Source organism: Paenibacillus sp. FSL W8-0426 (genome assembly GCF_037969725.1).
GTDB lineage: Bacteria > Bacillota > Bacilli > Paenibacillales > Paenibacillaceae > Paenibacillus > Paenibacillus hubeiensis.
Window position 1 is genome coordinate 4,183,829 of sequence record NZ_CP150203.1, and the last position, 18,956, is coordinate 4,202,784.

Annotated in this window: 13 protein-coding genes; 2 read left to right on the top strand and 11 right to left on the bottom strand. The window is 49.7% G+C overall.

Going from position 1 to position 18,956, the window contains the following annotated elements:
* Nucleotides 1-40 precede the first annotated feature (40 nt).
* From MKY59_RS18585 to MKY59_RS18605, 5 genes are all read right to left on the bottom strand, one after another.
* The gene (locus MKY59_RS18585; RefSeq protein WP_339273027.1) at nt 41-1,963 is read right to left on the bottom strand and encodes a beta-glucoside-specific PTS transporter subunit IIABC; all 1,923 of its coding nucleotides are present in this window, start codon (nt 1,961-1,963) and stop codon (nt 41-43) included.
* A gap of 355 nt (nt 1,964-2,318) precedes the next feature.
* Entirely contained in the window at nt 2,319-3,158 is an 840-nt protein-coding gene (locus MKY59_RS18590) for a PRD domain-containing protein (RefSeq protein ID WP_236412032.1), read from the bottom strand.
* A 486-nt stretch (nt 3,159-3,644) separates the two neighbouring features.
* A complete protein-coding gene (locus MKY59_RS18595; RefSeq protein WP_339273029.1) occupies nt 3,645-4,205 on the bottom strand; it encodes an AAA family ATPase in 561 nt (186 codons plus the stop codon).
* Nucleotides 4,206-4,402: 197 nt separating this feature from the next.
* Nucleotides 4,403-5,491 carry an acyltransferase gene (locus MKY59_RS18600; RefSeq protein WP_339273031.1) on the bottom strand — a complete coding sequence of 363 codons (1,089 nt, stop codon included), beginning with the start codon at nt 5,489-5,491 and terminating at the stop codon, nt 4,403-4,405.
* 153 nt (nt 5,492-5,644) lie between these two features.
* Nucleotides 5,645-8,350, bottom strand: a complete 2,706-nt coding sequence (locus MKY59_RS18605) for a family 78 glycoside hydrolase catalytic domain (protein WP_339273033.1) — start codon at nt 8,348-8,350, stop codon at nt 5,645-5,647.
* Nucleotides 8,351-8,483: 133 nt separating this feature from the next.
* Between MKY59_RS18605 and MKY59_RS18610 the strand changes: the two genes are divergently transcribed.
* The gene (locus MKY59_RS18610) at nt 8,484-9,371 is read left to right on the top strand and encodes an AraC family transcriptional regulator (protein WP_339273035.1); all 888 of its coding nucleotides are present in this window, start codon (nt 8,484-8,486) and stop codon (nt 9,369-9,371) included.
* Between the two features lie 8 nt (nt 9,372-9,379).
* Here MKY59_RS18610 and MKY59_RS18615 read toward each other — a convergent pair whose 3' ends face one another.
* The 6 genes from MKY59_RS18615 to MKY59_RS18640 all read right to left on the bottom strand — a co-directional run bounded on the left by MKY59_RS18615 (nt 9,380) and on the right by MKY59_RS18640 (nt 17,507).
* A complete protein-coding gene (locus MKY59_RS18615; protein ID WP_339273037.1) occupies nt 9,380-9,955 on the bottom strand; it encodes a hypothetical protein in 576 nt (191 codons plus the stop codon).
* Nucleotides 9,956-10,123: 168 nt separating this feature from the next.
* Complete coding sequence (gene ascB / locus MKY59_RS18620) at nt 10,124-11,587, bottom strand: 6-phospho-beta-glucosidase (protein WP_339273039.1); 1,464 nt, start codon at nt 11,585-11,587, stop codon at nt 10,124-10,126.
* A gap of 18 nt (nt 11,588-11,605) precedes the next feature.
* Nucleotides 11,606-13,513, bottom strand: coding sequence for a beta-glucoside-specific PTS transporter subunit IIABC (locus tag MKY59_RS18625; protein WP_339273041.1), 1,908 nt, complete (start codon nt 13,511-13,513; stop codon nt 11,606-11,608).
* A 109-nt stretch (nt 13,514-13,622) separates the two neighbouring features.
* Nucleotides 13,623-14,480, bottom strand: a complete 858-nt coding sequence (locus tag MKY59_RS18630) for a PRD domain-containing protein (RefSeq protein ID WP_236412022.1) — start codon at nt 14,478-14,480, stop codon at nt 13,623-13,625.
* 307 nt (nt 14,481-14,787) lie between these two features.
* Entirely contained in the window at nt 14,788-16,191 is a 1,404-nt protein-coding gene (locus MKY59_RS18635) for a glycoside-pentoside-hexuronide (GPH):cation symporter (protein ID WP_339273046.1), read from the bottom strand.
* A gap of 26 nt (nt 16,192-16,217) precedes the next feature.
* Nucleotides 16,218-17,507 carry a family 1 glycosylhydrolase gene (locus tag MKY59_RS18640; RefSeq protein ID WP_339273048.1) on the bottom strand — a complete coding sequence of 430 codons (1,290 nt, stop codon included), beginning with the start codon at nt 17,505-17,507 and terminating at the stop codon, nt 16,218-16,220.
* A gap of 172 nt (nt 17,508-17,679) precedes the next feature.
* Between MKY59_RS18640 and MKY59_RS18645 the strand changes: the two genes are divergently transcribed.
* Nucleotides 17,680-18,924, top strand: coding sequence for an AraC family transcriptional regulator (locus MKY59_RS18645; protein ID WP_236412010.1), 1,245 nt, complete (start codon nt 17,680-17,682; stop codon nt 18,922-18,924).
* The last annotated feature ends 32 nt before the right edge of the window (nt 18,925-18,956 follow it).

Here is an 18,956-nt window from a genome sequence, read left to right on the forward strand (position 1 = left end):
CTTGAAATCAAGTCATCTGAAAATCATTGATTCGGGGAAGTTAACCCAAAACCGTAAGCAGTTTTTCTTTTTCGTTCACGGTGGCGTGTTTGGTCCCTACGACATCCAGATAAGCGGACGTGTTCGCAACGATAATCGGCGTTACCGTTTCATACCCTGCATCCTTGATCGCCTGCAAATCGAATTCCATGATCAGATCACCCACGCTGACGCGGTCCCCATCTTTCACATGCGGCGTGAAATGTTGGCCTTTCAGTTGAACCGTATCTTGGCCGATATGAATGAGCATTTCCACGCCGTCGTCGCTGACCAGTCCAATCGCATGTTTCGTGCGATACACCGTCTGTACTACGCCGTTAACAGGGGATACGACACGGCCGCTTGTTGGACGAATCGCAATGCCTTTACCCATATGCTCTCCGGCAAACGTCACGTCGTTGATCTCTTTCAGCTCGACCACTTCGCCAGCCATCGGACTTGCGATTTCGAATCTTTGGTTCGGGTTTGGTTCCAATTCTGTTTTTGGCGCAGGCGCCGCTTCTGCCTTCTTCTCTTCCGGTTCTTTGAAGCCAGTCACATAGACGAGAATGAAGCCCAGGATGAATGCAATCAGCGTAGCCGCAATCGTCCAGAAGAATATAGCGTCCATGCCTGTTTCGGGGTTAACGTAGCTCGGATATCCGAAAATGCCCAGACCACCGATGATGTACCCTTTTGTGCCCACATATCCGAGAATGCCGCCTCCGATGGCCGCCGCGATACAACTCATGATGAACGGTTTTTTCAATGGGAGCGTCACGCCGTAAATAGCCGGTTCAGTTACTCCGAAAATACCCGATATAAAGGCCGGAGCGCCCAGCGTTTTCAGTTTGGTGCTTTTGGACTTGACGATAACCGCGAGCACAGCTCCGATCTGAGCAAAGGATGCCGCGAAAGACATCGCCAAAACCGGATCATATCCCAAATTCGCCAAGTTCACGAAGGCCACAGGAACGAGTCCCCAGTGAAGTCCGAACAATACAAACACTTGCCATAGACCACCGATCACGAGACCTGTAATCAGAGGACTCAGTCCGTAAATCCAAGTTGTGAACGCTCCCAGCAATTGACCCGCCCATGTAGAGATCGGACCGATTAACAGGAACGTAAGTGGTACGATGACGAGCAAAGTGCAAAACGGAACCAGGAAGTTGCTGACCACTTTAGGCATAACTTTTTTGAAAAACCGCTCTATCTTCACCGCGAAGAACGTGGCTACGATGATCGGGATAACCGATGAAGCATAATCCATCAAAATGACCGGGATACCTAAAAATTCAATGCGAATAGGTGATTCGAACAAGGTGCCGGCAAACAACGTATACATGGGTTCTCCGGCTCTGATGCCCGCCAATGTCGGGTAGACCAGCGAAGCACCGATGGCCATGCCCAGGAACGGCGTTCCTCCGAACTTTTTGATGGCCGTGTATCCAAGGAAGATCGGGAAGAAGTAGAACAAGCAATCTCCCACTGCATTTAACAACGCATACGTCCCTGACGTATTGTCGACCCATCCCAGCGATACAAACATGGCTGTGAATCCTTTGATCATCCCGGTCGCGGCAAGCAAACCAAGAACCGGAGTAAACACGCCCGAGATCATGTCTATAAAGCGGTTAAACAAGTTGCCCTTCGGACCGGAGTCTGCTTTGTCTTCATCTACCTGACCTTCGGCAGACAAATTCCCTGCTTTGACAACGGCTTTATACACATCAGGCACTTCATTTCCAATAACGACTTGGTATTGGCCGCCACTCTGCATGACGGTGATGACGCCTGGCAAATTTTTAAGCTCTTCCGTTTTGGCGACGCTTTCATCTTTCAGTTTAAAGCGCAATCTCGTTACGCAATGGAACACGCTGTTTACGTTTCCGGGACCACCAACGCGGGACAGAATGTCCTTAGCCAATTGATCGTAGTTCATTGTAATTCTCCCTTTCTGATTGAACTTTCTACGGTGAAACAAAGAAAACCTGAACTACTGAATCCACGCAGCGCGCCGGTATTTCTCCGGAACACAGGTCGTGTGATTCAGCAATTCAGGTTTTGCCCTTAACGGTTGCAACCCTGTAAGGCTGTACACAATAGATATTTGGTTGTGAACCCCACATCTTGTTTCAAAAGTAAGTTGCAACCCATCTTTATCGTTTCAAGGTGGTCGGAGTTGCCTGATTGAACAGTTACAACCCGTTTGTTGTATGCGCTTACTTTATGTGATTATAATAGCTCATCCGTTTTACAATTGCAAGCGTTTTATTATTAAAATTAATAAAATTATTTTACTCTGTCGTCGCATGCACTACACGCTCAATATGGATGGACAGATACATCAATTCTTCGTTGGTCAGTTGATACGTGTAGTTGTTTTCGATGAACTTTTTGATTTTGAGCGAGCATTTGTGAGCTTCCGGATATTTCTTCTGGATCATTTCGAACAACTCGTCATCGTTGTTGTTTTTGTAATGTTTGCCGTTGACCAACCGCTGCGAAAAAAACTTCAAATGGGTGACGAAGCGATAATACGTCAGTGAATTTTCGTCAAAGTCCATTTTGAAGTGATACTTGATGATCGTCAAAATCTCCTGCATCACTTGGGTCATGCTGCGAATATTGGGCATTTCCTCGTTGAGAGCGGCGTTTACAAAATGCAGCGCCATAAATCCGGCTTCGTCCTCGGGCAGCAGGATGCCGAACTGGTCGCAAATCATGTTCAGCGCCTCGAGCCCCACTTCGAATTCGTCCTTGTAGAGCTGCTTGGTTTCCCATAACAACCCGTTCCGAATAGGCAAATTGTTTTTGTAACGCTCGATGGCAAAGTGAATGTGATCGGTCAGGTGAAGATAAATGCTTTCGTTCAGCTTTTTGCCCAGCTTCAATTTGGCATAATTAATGATCTCCTCGGATACCTTCATGTACTCCAAGGGAATGCTTGCGATCAGCGCTTTGAAATTTTCCTGGATGTCTTCGTTTTGAAGCGTGAATATTTTATCAATATGCTCTTCGGCAACCATGTCGCCCGCACGCTTCTGAAATGCGATTCCGCGCCCGATCACGATGACTTCCCGCTCGTCCTTAACGGCAACGACAGCATTATTGTTGAGGACCTTTTCAATTTTCACTTTATCACTCCAATATACAGAAAAAGGCAAACCTTACCTTCGTCAGGTATATGGCATCGCCCATTTCAATGTCAACTATTGCGTGAAATTATGTTATTACATTTTTCTACATTATACAACAGTAATTTTAATGGGTTTGAAACGATCTTGTTTTATTCGCAGGGATGAATCACGGCGGAAATCATGGCGTTTGCATTTAGACAATATAGTTACTTTGAGAACGATAAAGATTAAAAAATCTCCTTTTCGGTACTCGTCAATTATAGATCTAAGTTTCCCTCCTGAAACCGGTTTTCATGCAAGTCCTTGCATCGTTATATGATATTCAGGCTGTCCTGATGCGATATGCGCCCCGTTTTCTGCGGGTGAACATGCGTGGTTATATGAGGCCAAATATAAATCGTTTGTAAATGTTGGGAAATTTCAAATTCCGGAAACCAACATGTTTTGATCCGAAAATGGATTTATACTTTCTTTCACAAAAGGTTACAGATTGAACCTTTCCTTGATCTGCCGAGCCGTCTCCTCCGGACTCAGATTCGTATTATTGATTCTAACATAGTGCTGATGCGTGATTTCACCTGGTTCTGAATTCAGCCGATACTTTTCCATGCTTTCCAGCAAGTCCTGCTCGGACCATGCCACATCCCGTTTCGTTGGTTTGTGCAGCAGCCTGTGCGGACTGCGATTGCGTTCAAGCCGTTCCGCCGGATCGGCCTCCAACTCCACGTAGCACACCTGCGCCCCTCTCGATTCGAACATTTCACGAAGCTGCCGGATGTATTCCCCATCCTCGGCCACATCAAATGCCCACACATATGTAAAAATTAATCCGGGAAGGTCGCTTTTCGATACCTCTTCGAAAATTTCCCGGCGGAACAAGCTGACGAGCCGTTTGCCCTGCGGGGTACCGTAACTGAAATAAGGCGATACCAAATCGATCGTCATGTGATTGTGAAATAGCTTTAGGCCGGTGATCTTCTCCAGCTCCTGCCCTACCGTCATCTTGCCTACCGCTTGCGGCCCAACAATAATAACCAGTTTCATGGTGATCACTCCTCGTTTTGTTCGTATATCCCACCTAAGAATATATTGGATATCCATCCATATTACATGTGAACAGGAAAATTAGATATACTTCAGTCCACGTTTTTGCAAACCAAAAAAGAGACTTCAGCCCCTTCGGCACATGCCGGAAGTCTGAAATCTCTCTTGTTGCTGCGCATGAGCTCAGCCATCGAACATCATTGTCCAATGAGCACCCATCCCCATTTCACTTTGCGCAAACCGACTGCAAACATCCAGGATAGAAGCAGCGCAGCCGCATAAGACATTACGATGCCGAGACTGAAGTGCTGCAGCAGCAGGGCCGCAAGTTCGCGCCGCCAGAAGAGCAGAATCATCGGATGGATCAGGAACACGCCGAACGAAACGGTACCCAGGGAATTCAACACTTTGGCGACACGTTCGGCAGCAGGCCTTTTCCGGCGCTCAATCCATGCGCATACGAGCAGCAGCAGCAAGCAGGCAGAAAGTGTAAACAAATTCCGAAAAACGAATAATAGCGCATAAGCCACGAATGAATCGGAAGCAAACATGCTTTTGATCATTCCGCCGCCATAGATAAAGACGGCCCCTCCGGCCATCAGGGCGAGCAGCAGAGCGATTTTCCATGCCCTTAACCTCTTCAGTGCCGCCTCGTAATTCAGGCCAGCCCATGCACCGAAACCGATGACAATCAGGTAGCTTGGCAGCAGGCTGCCGAGCCGTTCAAAGTGGAATTGCAAATGGAGCGCATAAAAAACGGCTTGCCCTGCCACAAAAAACAATGGGAAGTAGCGTTTCACCAACCGATATCGCGTCAAGGCAAGGAGCCAAGGAAATACGATGTAAAATTGCAAAATAATAAGGAAAAAGTACAAATGGGTGTGCGCGCGTCCCGTCAGCAGCTGCTCCGCCAAGCGTGGCCAATGGTCCTGCGGCTGTTCGCCGGCAAGCCATTCCTTGACGACAAAATAAATCAGCGACCAGACGAGATACGGGACGAACACGTATAGCAAACGTTTTTTGTAAAACTTCAGCTTCCAGCCCTGCTCATTGGTTCGTGCGCTATAGTTGTAGAATAACACCAGTGACGATAAAAACAGGAATGCCGGTACGGCAAACTGCAAAAAGCTGTTCCAGAAAAAATAAAACTGGTGGTCCAACGTCTGTTTGGGATAATGCGCGACCGCCGTAGACGTTGCATGAATGGCCACCACCGCCATGATCGCAAAGGCCCGGTAAAAGCCCAAATACGAAATGCGCTGTGGCCGAGTAGCCGGTAGTTCCATACGAAAACCTCGCTTATGCCTGATATGATAGTTTCCGGCCGCAATCCAGATTCCATCTTCATTCTAGTGGGCAAGCGAGGTTTTTTCAATCTTTATCCATATTATTTTCGTCATTTTTCAACAAAATTTGCGGTAATCCTTGGAGACTTGATCTTAACTCGATCGTACTTTTTCCGCTTCGAGTTCAGGATGTTCGTCAGCCTTCGGCAGAACGTAGGTGAACGTATAACTGCCCGAGCCAAGCTCCACGCGGGTATCCGTCCCTTCTGCCCGGAACGCGCGGATCGCCGTCACCTCTTCCAAAGGCTGCCCCTGCTCCTTCACTGCAGCTTTCGCAGCAAGCGGAAGGAGCACCGTACCCGAAACGTTGGCCGGAATGTGAACCTCCACGATCATTTCGCCATGGTCGTGGCGGTGCCATGCGGACGAAACCGTGCCATACATGGTGTCCACCTTGGCTTTGACCCAATCCAATCCGGGTCCCGGCTGTGGTTCGATATGCACCATGCCGAAGCCGGGGCGGTTTTCATCCGGACGTATGCCTGCGACATCACGATATAACCATTCGCCAATCGCACCGTACGCATAATGATTGAACGAATTCATGTCCCTGCTCCAAAGGCTGCCATCCTCCCGCATGCCGTCCCAATGCTCCCACACGGTCGTGGCACCTTGCGTCACTTGGAACAGCCAGGATGGGTAATCCTTTTGAAATAAAAGGGTATACGCCAAATCGCGGTGACCGGCAGCGCTGAGCACAGGGTTCAGATATGGCGTTCCGACAAAACCGGTGGTCAGATGATTGCCCGCCTCTTCAACCAATTTCACCAATTGATCACCGGCCCGTTTGCGGTGCTCCGGTTCCAGCAGGTCAAAGTGCAAAGCCAATACATGCGCTGTCTGCGTCGGCACGGAAATGCGGCCGGCAGGTGTAACGAATTCGTTGCGGAAAGCTTGGATGATCTGTGCATGCAATTGGTCGAAGTAAACCGCATCCTGATCGAACCCCAACACGCTGGCTGCTTTCCGTGTAAGGGAAACCGAGTAGGCATAAAATGCGGTCGCGACATAATCCCGGTCGGTAGCCCCGACATAACTTCCCGGTTTCGAATCGAGGCCAAGCCAGTCCCCGAAGTGAAAGCCCGTATTCCATAAGTAGGGGTTATCGCCCTGTGATCGAATGTATTCGATCCATTGCTTCATGCTGTCATATTGTTCGGCGAGCAGTCTCGTATCTCCATACATTTCATAGAGCGTCCACGGACAAATGACCGCTGCATCGCCCCATGCCGCCGACGAATGGGCGCTGTCGCTCCCGGATACGTTGACGTCAGGCACAAAAAACGGAATGCCCCCGTCCTCATGCTGGTCTGCCCGCAAATCCCGCAGCCATTTCGTGAAAAATGGAGCGGTGTTCATCAGATAAGACGCCGTGCGGATGAACATCTGCGCATCACCCGTCCAGCCGAGCCGTTCGTCGCGCTGCGGGCAATCGGTCGGCACGTCGAGGAAATTGCCCTTTTGCCCCCACAAAATGTTGTGGTGCAGCTGGTTGACGAGCGGACTGGAGCAGGCGAATTCGCCCGTGCGTTCCATATTTGAATGAAGCACAACACCTGTAAAATCGTCGATCTGAATCGGTTCGGAGAAACCGATCAGTTTCACGTATCGGAACCCCTGGAACGTAAAATGCGGTTCATACGTTTCAACGCCCCCGCCTTTCAGCGTATATTGAACTTGCTGCTTGGCGGAACGCAAATTTTCCGTATAGAAGTTGCCGGCATGGTCCAGAATCTCCGCATGCAGCAGTTCAACCGTTTGCCCAGGATCACCCTGCACGCTGAACCTCATCCAGCCCACCATGTTTTGTCCCATATCGAGCACACGATCGCCTTCCGGCGTGGTCAGCAGCGCAATCGGCTTCAGCTGCTCCATCGCCGTAACCGGGACGTTCTCCTGCGCAACGATGATGTCTTTGGCATGGTCCAAAATCGCTGCCGGTGACCAGGATGCGCGGGATTCGTCCAGCCAATCGGACTCCAGCCGGGCGTCGTACGTTTCCCCCATATATATGTCCGACATGGCAATGGCGCTGGCGGATGCCATCCAGTCCTTTCCCGACAAGATCCGATCCTCGGAGCCGTCTTCATATCGAATATGCAGTTCCAGCAGCAGCGCGCGATCGTCGCCGAATAATCCCTTTCGGCCGTCCCAGCCCAAATGCCCGCCGTACCATCCGTCTCCGAGAACCGCGCCGATCACGTTTTGCCCGGCCACGAGCATGGACGTAACATCATACACCTGGTACTGCAAACGTTTGTCGTAACTGGTCCAGCCTGGCGTAAAATAATGATCTCCTACCCTGGCACCATTCAGGTGCAGTTCATATAACCCGAGTGCTGTCGCATAAATGGTTGCCCTGACTACCGCTTTTTGCAGTTCGAACACTCTGCGCAAGCGCGGGCAGGAAGGATCGTCCTTCAAGGCTGCACCGGCCGTGATCCAATCGGCTTGCCATCGGTCTTCCGCATCCATCAGGCCTGTTTCGAAAAAAGCCGGTTCCGACCATTCCGATTCATTGCCCGCACCATCCCAAGCACGAACGCGATAATAGTATCGGGTTCGGGGGACAGGCTTCCAACCGGTCAGCTCCACATGAATGGAACGGTTGGAATGTTGCCGTCCCGAGTCCCACTCGATTCGGTTCATTTCGGGTACGAGGGATAGCTGGATCTGATAAGCTTCCTGGACGGCGTTCCGGGCATCGGATTGCAGGTGCCAGCTGATCCGGGGGGACGAAATGTCCAGTCCGATCGGATTTTTCCGATATTCGCAGCGAAGATGATTAACGATGAACATGGTTGCAGCATCCTTTCCGCATGGTCTATTGTAAGGGCTTACGATATAATTATATCGACCCGAACCTGAGAATTACCCGGCAGAACGGACTTTTTCACCCGGCAATCCGGCCACGAAGCAAGGAGGTTTGATCATGAAGCCTGTCATTGAGATATTTAAAGGAGAGTACTTTTTCCGCGACCAGCTGAAATTGTTCGTCAACCGCGTCTCGGAAAATTTTGCGGGTCCCTTCCATGCGCATGATTTCGTGGAATACAGCTATGTTTCCGGGGGACGAGGTTTCCATCATATCGGAAACGAGGTCATTCCGGTGCATCAGGGCATGCTGTTCGTGATTCCGGTCGGCGTTCCGCACGTCTTTCGCCCGGCTACGACCGACGTTTCCAAACATCCGCTCACGATCAGCAACTGCCTGTTCAACGCCGAATTGATCCAGGAATTGGCCGGCATGATTCAGGAACCCGAGATCCTTTCGCACCTGAACGAATTGGAGCAAAACAAGGCCCCTTACGTTTTCATTACAGACCATGGGAGACGGATCGAAGACCTGATGACCAGGCTGCACCGCGAGTGCGCCGTTCCCGGGATCGGCTCGTCCACCATGCTGTATACGCTTGTCAGCCAACTGGTGGTAACCACCTACCGCTTCATCCATAGGGTGGAGCCGAACGACCCGGTCAAACCACCGGAGCTCGACCATATCATTCAATATTTGGAGCAGCATCTCGCCGAGAAAACGCGCCTGTCCGACCTGGCACGCCTCTGCAATTGCAGCGACAAACAAATCCAGCGCATGTTCCGCACGCAGACCGGACAAAGCTTCGGCTCGTTTTTGCAGTTTTTGCGCATACAAAAAAGCTGTGAACTGCTGAAGCGTTCACAGCACAAAGTCAGCCTGATTGCCGAACTGGTCGGGTATCGGGATGTCGACTCCTTTTATGCGAATTTCAAAAAAATTACGGGCGATACGCCGCTGGCGTACCGCAAGAAGCATACATCCCATTTCACGCATCATGGTTGAACCGTATTTTAATTGGAGATCAAGGAATCCGGCGCCAACAGGCGATCTACGATTTCCTTTGCGTCTTTCCACGTTTTCATCAGTGGGAACGCATGCTGCTCCCGCTCTCGCACGTTCCAAGGATGAGGAATGCACAGTACCTTTTTGCCTTCAGCGAGCGCAGGAAGCAGGTTGTGCGGCCCGTCATCGATTAACAGATCGAATCCGAGCAAGTTTTTGCGTTTGCAGGTAATGAACTGCTCCGCAGTAATAAACGGCATGTGGCGCTGAAGCCAGTTCCACTTCTCCACCACGGTGGCGGGATCGGCCGCGGTTACGATAATGACATCGTACGCCTCGTTCAGCTTCTGCATCTCTTCCACGACGTAGTCGTCATACAGCTCCAGCTCTTCGAATAATCCCGGCCTGCCATAAAAGATGTCGTGCGTCGAATCCGGATGGCGCAAATGCGTCGTGTCCCACGTTACCATATCTTCATAACGCAGCGGATGCGTCGGAAACTGCAAATTGTTATAATGAATGGCCCGCTTCACCAGATGGCAGATCGTATCGTCCATGTCTACGGCAATAATCGCTTTCTTCATATGTATTCCCCCTACTCGGAAACCAGTATATCACCATCCGTGTCATCATTCCATCCTGTGGCGCGTTACACCAATGCATATTCGATCCCTTACTAAAAAAAGCCCATGCACGCGGCATCATCCGCTGCGCAAGGGCTTTGAACATGTTATTTTACGCTTGGCATACGCTTAGCTCAGGTCTGCACCGTTGGATGCAATCACTTTTTGGTACCAGCCAAAGCTCTTTTTCTTGATTCGGTTCAGCGTGCCTTGTCCCAGATCATCCTGGTCGACGTAAATGACGCCATATCGTTTGGACATTTCGGAAGTCGATGCACTGATAATGTCGATGGCTCCCCAGCTCGTATATCCCATAAGATCGACGCCGTCCATAACGGCTTCTTTCATTTGGGTGATATGTTTTCTGAGGTAGTCGATGCGATAATCGTCCTGGATGGAACCGTCCGGTTCAACCGTATCTTTCGCGCCAAGACCGTTTTCAACGACGAACAGCGGCAATTGATAGCGGTCATAAAGTTCTTTCAGCACGATGCGCAGTCCGATCGGGTCAAGCTGCCAGCCCCACTCGGTGCGTTCGAGGTTCGGGTTTTTAATCGTGCTGTACAGGTTGCCGCCAGTTACGCCATAATCCTCCGGATTTACCGCAGACACCAGGGACGTGTAATAGCTGAACGAAATGAAGTCCACGGTGTGGTCGCGCAAAATTTGCTCGTCGCCTGGTTCCATGACGACGGACACCCCGTTTTCTTCCCAGTAACGGTCCATGAACGCAGGGTAACTTCCGCGCACCTGCACGTCCGTATGCAGCAGGTTCAGCTGGTTGTCGATTTGCGCCTGCAGCACGTCCTCCGGTTTGGATGTAGCCGGATAATGGATCATGCGTGCCAGCATGCAGCCGATTTGGAAATCCGGATTGATTTCCCGTGCCTTCTTCGCAACCAGGCTGCTCGCCACAAACTGGTGGTGGAGGGCTTGGTAGGACGCCTGCATCACGTTGTCCACGCGGTCTTCGATCACGCCGCCTCCTGTAAACGGTTCGATGATCGTTGTGTTGATTTCATTAAATGTCAGCCAGTATCTGACCTTGTCTTTGTAGCGAGTCATCACCGTCTCTGCGTATCTCAAGAAATGGCCGATCACTTCACGACCAACCCAGCCGTTGTACTTAAGCACCAGCCCCATCGGCATTTCATAGTGGGACAGCGTCACCAGCGGCTCGATGCCATGTTTGTTCAGCTCGTCAAACACTTCATCATAGAAGCGCAATCCTTCTTCGTTCGGCTCTTCATCGTAACCGTTCGGGAAAATGCGCGGCCAGTTGATCGACAACCGGAACACCTTGAACCCAAGCTCTGCAAACAAGGCGATGTCCTCTCTGAACCGATGGTAAAAATCGATGCCGTAACGCTTCGGATATCCTTCGGCGCTGTGATGAGCCATCGCTTTCTCCACCTTCGCGCTCGTTACGTGCATCAATTCCCGCAGGTTGGTGTAATCCTTTTTCGCAAAATAAGGAACCATGTCCGCCGTCGAGAAGCCTTTGCCGCCCGCGTCGAATCCCCCTTCTGCCTGATTGGCGGCAATGGCGCCGCCCCACAGAAATCCTTCCGGAAAACCTTGTCGTTTGTTCATCTCGCTCTCTCCCTCTCCTCAGATTTTGGCTTCCAATACTTCTTCGCCGGCAACGATGTCTCCCAGTTTCACAGGAAGTACTTGACTGTAATCGGCTGTATTCGTCACAACCATGGCCGTTGTGATGTCGTATTCTTTCGCGATTTCTTCCAGATCAAACGTCAGCAATTTATCTCCAGCCTTAACGCGCGCACCTGTCGCCACATGCGCTTCGAAATGCTGACCACGCAGTTTCACCGTGTTGATGCCCACATGCATGAGCAGTTCCATGCCGTCATCGCTGCGAACCACGATCGCGTGTTTCGTTTTGAACACGTTCATGATCGTGCCGGTCACCGGAGAAACCAGTTCACCCACGGTTGGCACAAATGCAACGCCTTTACCCATCATTTCATCACCGAACGTTGGATCGTTCACTTCCTTGAGCTCGATGGATTTGCCTGTCAGCGGTGCATAAGCCATCGCATTGCTTGACGGCGCCGGCGCTTCCATGGCATTGACGTCAAGCACTTCGGTTGCTTTGGCAGGCGTCGCCGCCGCATTCGGAGCGAATGGGGCAAGCGCCTCAGCGTCGCCTTCCTCTTCTTTGATGCCCAGCAATACGGATGCAATCGTACCCACAACGAACGCAAGGATCATGCCGATCAGAGAGTACCAGAACGTTTGTCCAATCAGGGCAGGAAGACCTGGAAGACCGCCGTTACCGGCCAGAACGTACGCTTTTGCACCAAATGCCAGCGCAAACCCGCCACCGACTGCACTACCGATCATCGCAGCAGCGAACGGACGTTTGAACTTCATGTTCACCCCGTACATCGCCGGTTCCGTAACCCCCATCAAAGCGGTAAAGCTCGTCGACAAGGCTACGGTTTTCAACTTTTTATCTTTTGCACGGAAGAATACGCCCAGTGTGGCACCAGCTTGACCCATGTTGGAGATGTATGTGAGCGGCAGGAATTTATCGAATCCAAGCGTTGCAATGTTGCTCAGGATGATGGGTACAAGCGCATAGTGCATACCCGTCATGATGATCAAGGCCATCGCACCGCCAAGCACAAGACCTGCGATCAATCCGCCTTCATTCAGCAGCCAGTTGATACCGCCCGACAAAGCGCTGCCTACGAATGTTCCCAGTGGGCCGATGGCGATCAGCGTAACCGGAACCATAATGATCAGCGTAATCAGCGGCACCAGCAGCAGCTTCAGCGCAGCCGGGATGACACGGTCCACCCATTTTTCCACATAGGACATAATCCATACGGCCAGCAAAATCGGAATGACCGAAGAAGCATAACTCACCGCTGTTACCGGAATGCCGATAAAGGATACCGACTCCCCGCTGGACAGTAATGTGCTCATGTCCGGATACATCAGCGCGGTTCCGAGCGCCACGGCGACGAACGGATTGGCACCGAATTTGCGCGCCGCGCTAAACGCAATCAGAAGCGGCAGGTAATGGAACACGCCATCCCCAATGGCCGACAGAATGCGGTACGTGTCCGTTCCGGCAGCCATCCAGCCGAGCGATACGAACAGCGCCAGCAACCCTTTGAGCATACCGGCCGCCGTAATGGCGGGCAGCATTGGTGCAAATACACCCGCAATCGTTTCGAAAATGCTCAGGATCACGTTTTGCTTTTTCTCCGGCTTGGCGGTTTTGTTGTCCTGGCTTTGCTGCAGCGCAGGCTCTTCCTTCACCATGGCGTCGAATACTTTGGACACGTCGTTGCCGATAATGATCTGGAACTGGTCTCCGGAAACGTTTGTCCCCATGACTTTGTCCAGATTTTTGAGCGTTCCGTTGTCCACTTTGTCATTGTCTTTCAGATCGAAGCGAAGACGGGTAACGCAGTGGTACACCGAATTGATGTTGTCTTTTCCCCCAACGGCTTTGACGATGTTTTTCGCCGTTTCCTGATGATTCATCTCGTTTTCCTCCTTCTGTGTCCACAAAAAATACCCGAATGAAACCAACGCTCGCGTGCGTCAGTGATTCATTCGGGTATTGCCTGATTGAACAGTAACAAGCCCATCGTTATTCGCTTTCCTTGGCGGCATCCCGCTTCGTTTTCATCAGGCGTTCCAGATGGAGCGTCAGATACAACTGCTCGGAATGCGTCATGTCGTATTGATAGTTTTTATGGATAAAAGCTTCGATCTTGCGTATGCATTTGAACGTTTCGGGATAGTTCTTGCGAACGACCTCGTACAGGTATTCCTCCGCATCGTCTTGCGACGTATGGGTGATGACCCGTTGGCAGAAATATTTCAAATGCGTGATGAACCGAAAATAGTTGACGCTATCTTCATCCACTTCGACGTTGAAGTGATATTTGATGATGTTCATGATCTCCTGAAGCAGCTGCATCAGGTGAGTCACGTCATTCATGGAATCATTGATCTCCGCATTGATGAAATGCAGCGCGATGTTGCATATTTCCTCCTTCGGGAATTCAATGTCCAATCTCTCGCGCAGCAAGGTGAGTGCCTCGCGGGCCACATCATACTCTGCCTTGTAAAAATGCTGTACCTCCCACGATAACGGATTGCGCGCGATATGTCCCATTTCCATCCGCTGTACGGCAAAATGGATATGATCCGACAGGGACACATAAATGCCGTCACTGATCGTTTTGTTCAGCTGCGTCCGGGCCAAGCTCACAATATCGTCGGTCGCCTGCAATATCTCTACAGGCACCTCGGTGACGATCGACTTGAATTTCTCGTAGATCGATGCATCCTGGAGACGAAAAATTTTTTCGATCCGCTCTTCATCGATCGGATCGCCCGCTTTGAACTTGAATCCGATACCCCGGCCGAGGATCAGCAGTTCCTGGTTTTTGTCATCGACGGTGCTGACGATATTATTATTAAATATTTGTTTAATGATCATGTCTGGACCCACCACTTTATTTTGAGGATTAAAAAAGGGCAAAACCAAAACAGAAATAATGATAACATCATTTCTATTGTGGTTTTGCCCGCATTACCGGTAACAAGCCTCGGGACTAATGTACCACAAGCTGAAAACGGTGTCAACGAAAAATCGTCTCGAACATGGCATAATCCATGCATCATTCCGGCACCGACGCCGTCGTCATTGTCAATGACATGAGATTATTCCGTATTGTCCGAGTCCGATGATTCCTGCCATAATTATGCCCTGTCTGGACGCAATTATAATTTCCGACGCAAAAGGATTAACTTTTTTGTTGCCTGCGTTCTGCAAGTTCCTTTGTAATTTGCTTCTGTTTCTCTTCCGAAATGTCAAACCATAGGATCGACGCGGTAAATAATAGAACGAATGCCGGAAGCACGCCCATTAACAATTTCAAGCCAAAAATGGTCTCGCTGCTTTGTTCGACTCCAGGTACGTACCCCACTACATGCAATGCCCACGCTGCGATAGCCCCGGCCAATGCCATGGCCAACGTTTGCACGAAACCTTGAATGGAACCCATCAAACCGTTTACGTTTTTTCCGGTCTTCCATTCGGTATAATCCATGGCAGCAGGCATCATGGAGCCTTGCGCCGGCGTCGATGCGCCCAGGAAAAACGCCGTGATCGCATTCAAGGCCATAAAAATGATAATTCCAGCCTTTGTATCGGGAATAACCATCACTGCAAGCATGCAGATCACGTTTACGACGGAAGCGGCCAGCACATTGATTTTGATGCCAAACCGTCTCGTGATCGGTCCGCTCACCATGACGCCGAGAAACGTGGGCAGTATGCTTACCGCACCGTATATGACCACAAGCCCTTCGTTATTAAAGAAATATTTGAAGTAATGGATCATGATTGCCGTTCGGATTCCGTTGGACAAGTTCAAAGCCAGCACGTAGATGTACAGAACAACGGCCGACCTGTTCGTGAACACTGCTGATATCATTTCTTTCAACGGTGTCTTTTGGCTGTTATTCGGGTTAATGTATCTTTCTTTCAAAGATGTTACCTGGAAAATGGATACCAAAATCCCCACCAATCCGACCAGGCCCATGATCAACGAGAAACCTCTGGCATCATTCCCGTTTCCCAATGCTTTGTAAAGCGGTTGAAAAGCCAATGATGCAAACAATGCACCGAGCATAATGGCGATATAACCGATTTGCCCCATCGAGATCCGGTCATCGATTCTTTTGGTGATCGCGGGACCTACGGCGTTGCTCGGCGCATACTTTATGGAGATCAGGATGCTGTATACCAGGTACGTTGCCGTAACATAGATAACGTTCCCGTTTGCCCCCAACCCAAAGTCCGTAAAGGTCAGCCATCCGAAAATGGCGATCGGTACTCCCAGAATGGCAAAGTACGGCACGTATTTCCCCCACGGCGTGCTCACTTTATCAACAAACACGCCAAATACGGGAACAAGAATAGCATCGATAATCCGTGCTACCAGAAATAAACCTGCCACGTAAGCGGGGCTTATTTCGAGAATGTCCGTATAAAAGAACAGCAAAAACGTGGCAATGATTTGATTGTGCATCGTTCCCGTCATGTTGCCGATCGTGGCTGCCACTTTCTCCCGGAATGAAAGCTTTCGATCTTCTTCCGGCATGCTCGCGACTGGCTGACTCTGAGTGACGTTGACTACTCCCATAATGATGCCCCCTTGAATGTATGCGCTTACCGATTTCTTAACGAGCCAAGAAACGACAAACTTTCTTTCGGAGTTCGGATTTGCGTGGATCGGTCGACGGCGATCAATCCAAAGGTTTGAGCGTAGCCAAGCTGCCACTCGAAATTGTCCAACAAGGACCAATACATGTACCCGATCACATCAATCCCGTCTTCCACACACTTCTGTACGCCAGCTGTGGCCTGTCGGATGAATTCCACGCGTTCGTCGTCTTGATCCGTGGATATGCCATTCTCGGTTACGATGATCGGTCCATCCCAATGTTTGGCCACAAATTGAAGCACGTTCGCCAATGCTTGAGGATAGTTTTCATATCCCATTTTGGTTAACTTCGCGTGGTCCGGCGGCTGGACAACCCCACTTGGTCCATGGATCTTTCTGGAGTAATTTTGAACGCCGATGAAGTCATCGCCTTGGAGAAACGGCAAATAGTATAAGAAGTCCTCATGCTGTTCTTGTTCTGCCAGCTGTTCCCCACCGGGTAACGCCTGATGATCGTACAAAGATAACGTGATGCCAACCTTGATCGACGAATTCAATTCCTTGATTACACTTCTGGCTGCCTGATGGCATTTCATAATGATCTGTTCGCCTTGCTCCGTCCGTGGGGAGAGAAATGGTTGTACTTTTGTTGGATCCATGCCAAACACCTGTCCCAAACTGGCAAAGTATTTCTCCATGCTGCTTTGCACATCGACGTTTAAACCCACCTGCACATCCGCGGGTGTTGTGGAGTTCGAATCGTTCGCTGCGGCGCCGATCATTCGTTTCATAATTTTGGTGATCTGTTTCCCCATGTTCGCTTCGTTAATCGTACAGATGTAAGGCATCAGGGGCCCCAGCTCTGAAACGACATGCCGGCAATAGTTCTTGAAATGCTCCACCGTTGTTTTGCTCTCCCATCCCCCTTCGGCAATCAGCCATTTGGGAGACGAAAAATGATGCAATGTCACGACAGGATTCACCTTATGTTGATGGCAGCATTCCAGGACCTTCCTGTAATGTTCGATCTCTTCTGCAGCAAACTGCCCTTTAACCGGCTCAATTCTTGCCCATTCGATGGAAAAGCGATACGTATTCAAGCCTGCATCCACCAACATTTGAATGTCTTTTTCGTAAAAATGATAATGGTCCACCGCCTGTAAAGAAGGTTCTTTGTACAACGAGTGCGGCATATGCTCCATCGCCCAGAAATCGCTATGGATATTGTTTCCTTCCACCTGATGCGCGGCCGTAGCCGCACCCAACATAAAATCGCTCCTAAATGGTTTTGTCATCGTCCTCTACCTTTCCATCTCAATTTGTTCCCCCGGGGAAGCGTTTTCAATTCCTGACTTGACGCTATGACCATAGTAGCATTCACCCTGGATTTGATATGGTGATTTCGTATGTTTTTTAGTATTATTGTCCTGAATACAGCATGAAATCTCCAGCAGGGAGTTGATCCTGATGACCACATGCATTACCATCGACGCGATGTGCAGTCTCGTTTCCAATACGTTTGAACTGCCTGTTTTCTTTATCAGTCCGAAAGGAAAAGTCATCTATGACAACTTGCGCGGCCAACCGATCAACCCATTGATCGAACGTCGCACCGGAAGTTATTTGAACCCGTTATATTTCGAACCCAGAAGAACATATCGGATTCCTGTTATTACCAAATCGGTATTCTCCGAAAAGTTCATATTAATCAGCTATTTCGATGGCGATCTGTTTGAAGGCACCCTGATTATGGGTCCTACCCTGTCCCACCCCATACCTAATGAAGTATTAACTGGCATTATCAATGATAGGGATGCATTTTTTTATCGCGATCAAGTCGCGCGTTATTATGAACGTTTGCCGATTTTGAGCAATGACAAGCTGAACCATATCAGCGTTTTTATTTATCACTTGTTCAACAAGGAGCTGCTTTCTCCTCAATCCGTCTTGTATGAAGATTTTCAGTTCGATGACTATGAAAAGGCAAAGGGATTCGTGAATCTTGAATTCACCCAGTATTTGCAATCTGCGGATCACAATCAGGTTCGATTGTTCGAAAAAAAGCTTTTGTTCATGATCAAAGAAGGCAGGGTTGAGGACATCGACGAACTGTCCTTCATCAAGGAAGAAGAATCCTCATCCGTCTTGTCGAAATCCAGCTTCCTTCGTTCGAACAAAAACCATATCATTACGCTGATTGCTTTGGTAACGAGAGCTTCTATGGACGGAGGCTTGAACGAGGATACCGCCTTTGCATTACACGACAGGTTCATACAACGGCTCGAGGAATTGGACCGGCTGGATGAAATCCGAAGTTTGGCACGCGAAGTCCTGCATACGTTTGCAGAGAAGGTGAAGCAAGCACGGCACGAAAGATATTCCAAAAAAATCATAGCCTGCAAGGAGTACATTCATAAACACATTTATGAAGAAATCCACCATAACGACATCGCCTTGGAGATTGGACTTAGTCCCAAATATTTGTCGGCCCTGTTCAAAAAAGAGGTCGGCATTTCGGTAAGCGAATACATTCAACAAACAAAGATCGAAGAAATCAAACGTTTACTGGCGTACAGCGCCATCTCGATATCCGAATTAGGCTCGCTCTTTCATTTTAATGACCAGAGCTATTTAACCAAAGTATTTAAAAAGATCGTGGGCGTGACCCCGAAACAATATCGCGAAAAACATCATTTGATCGAAAAAGGTTGACCCAACGTAAAAAACGAGCCCAATGAATATTG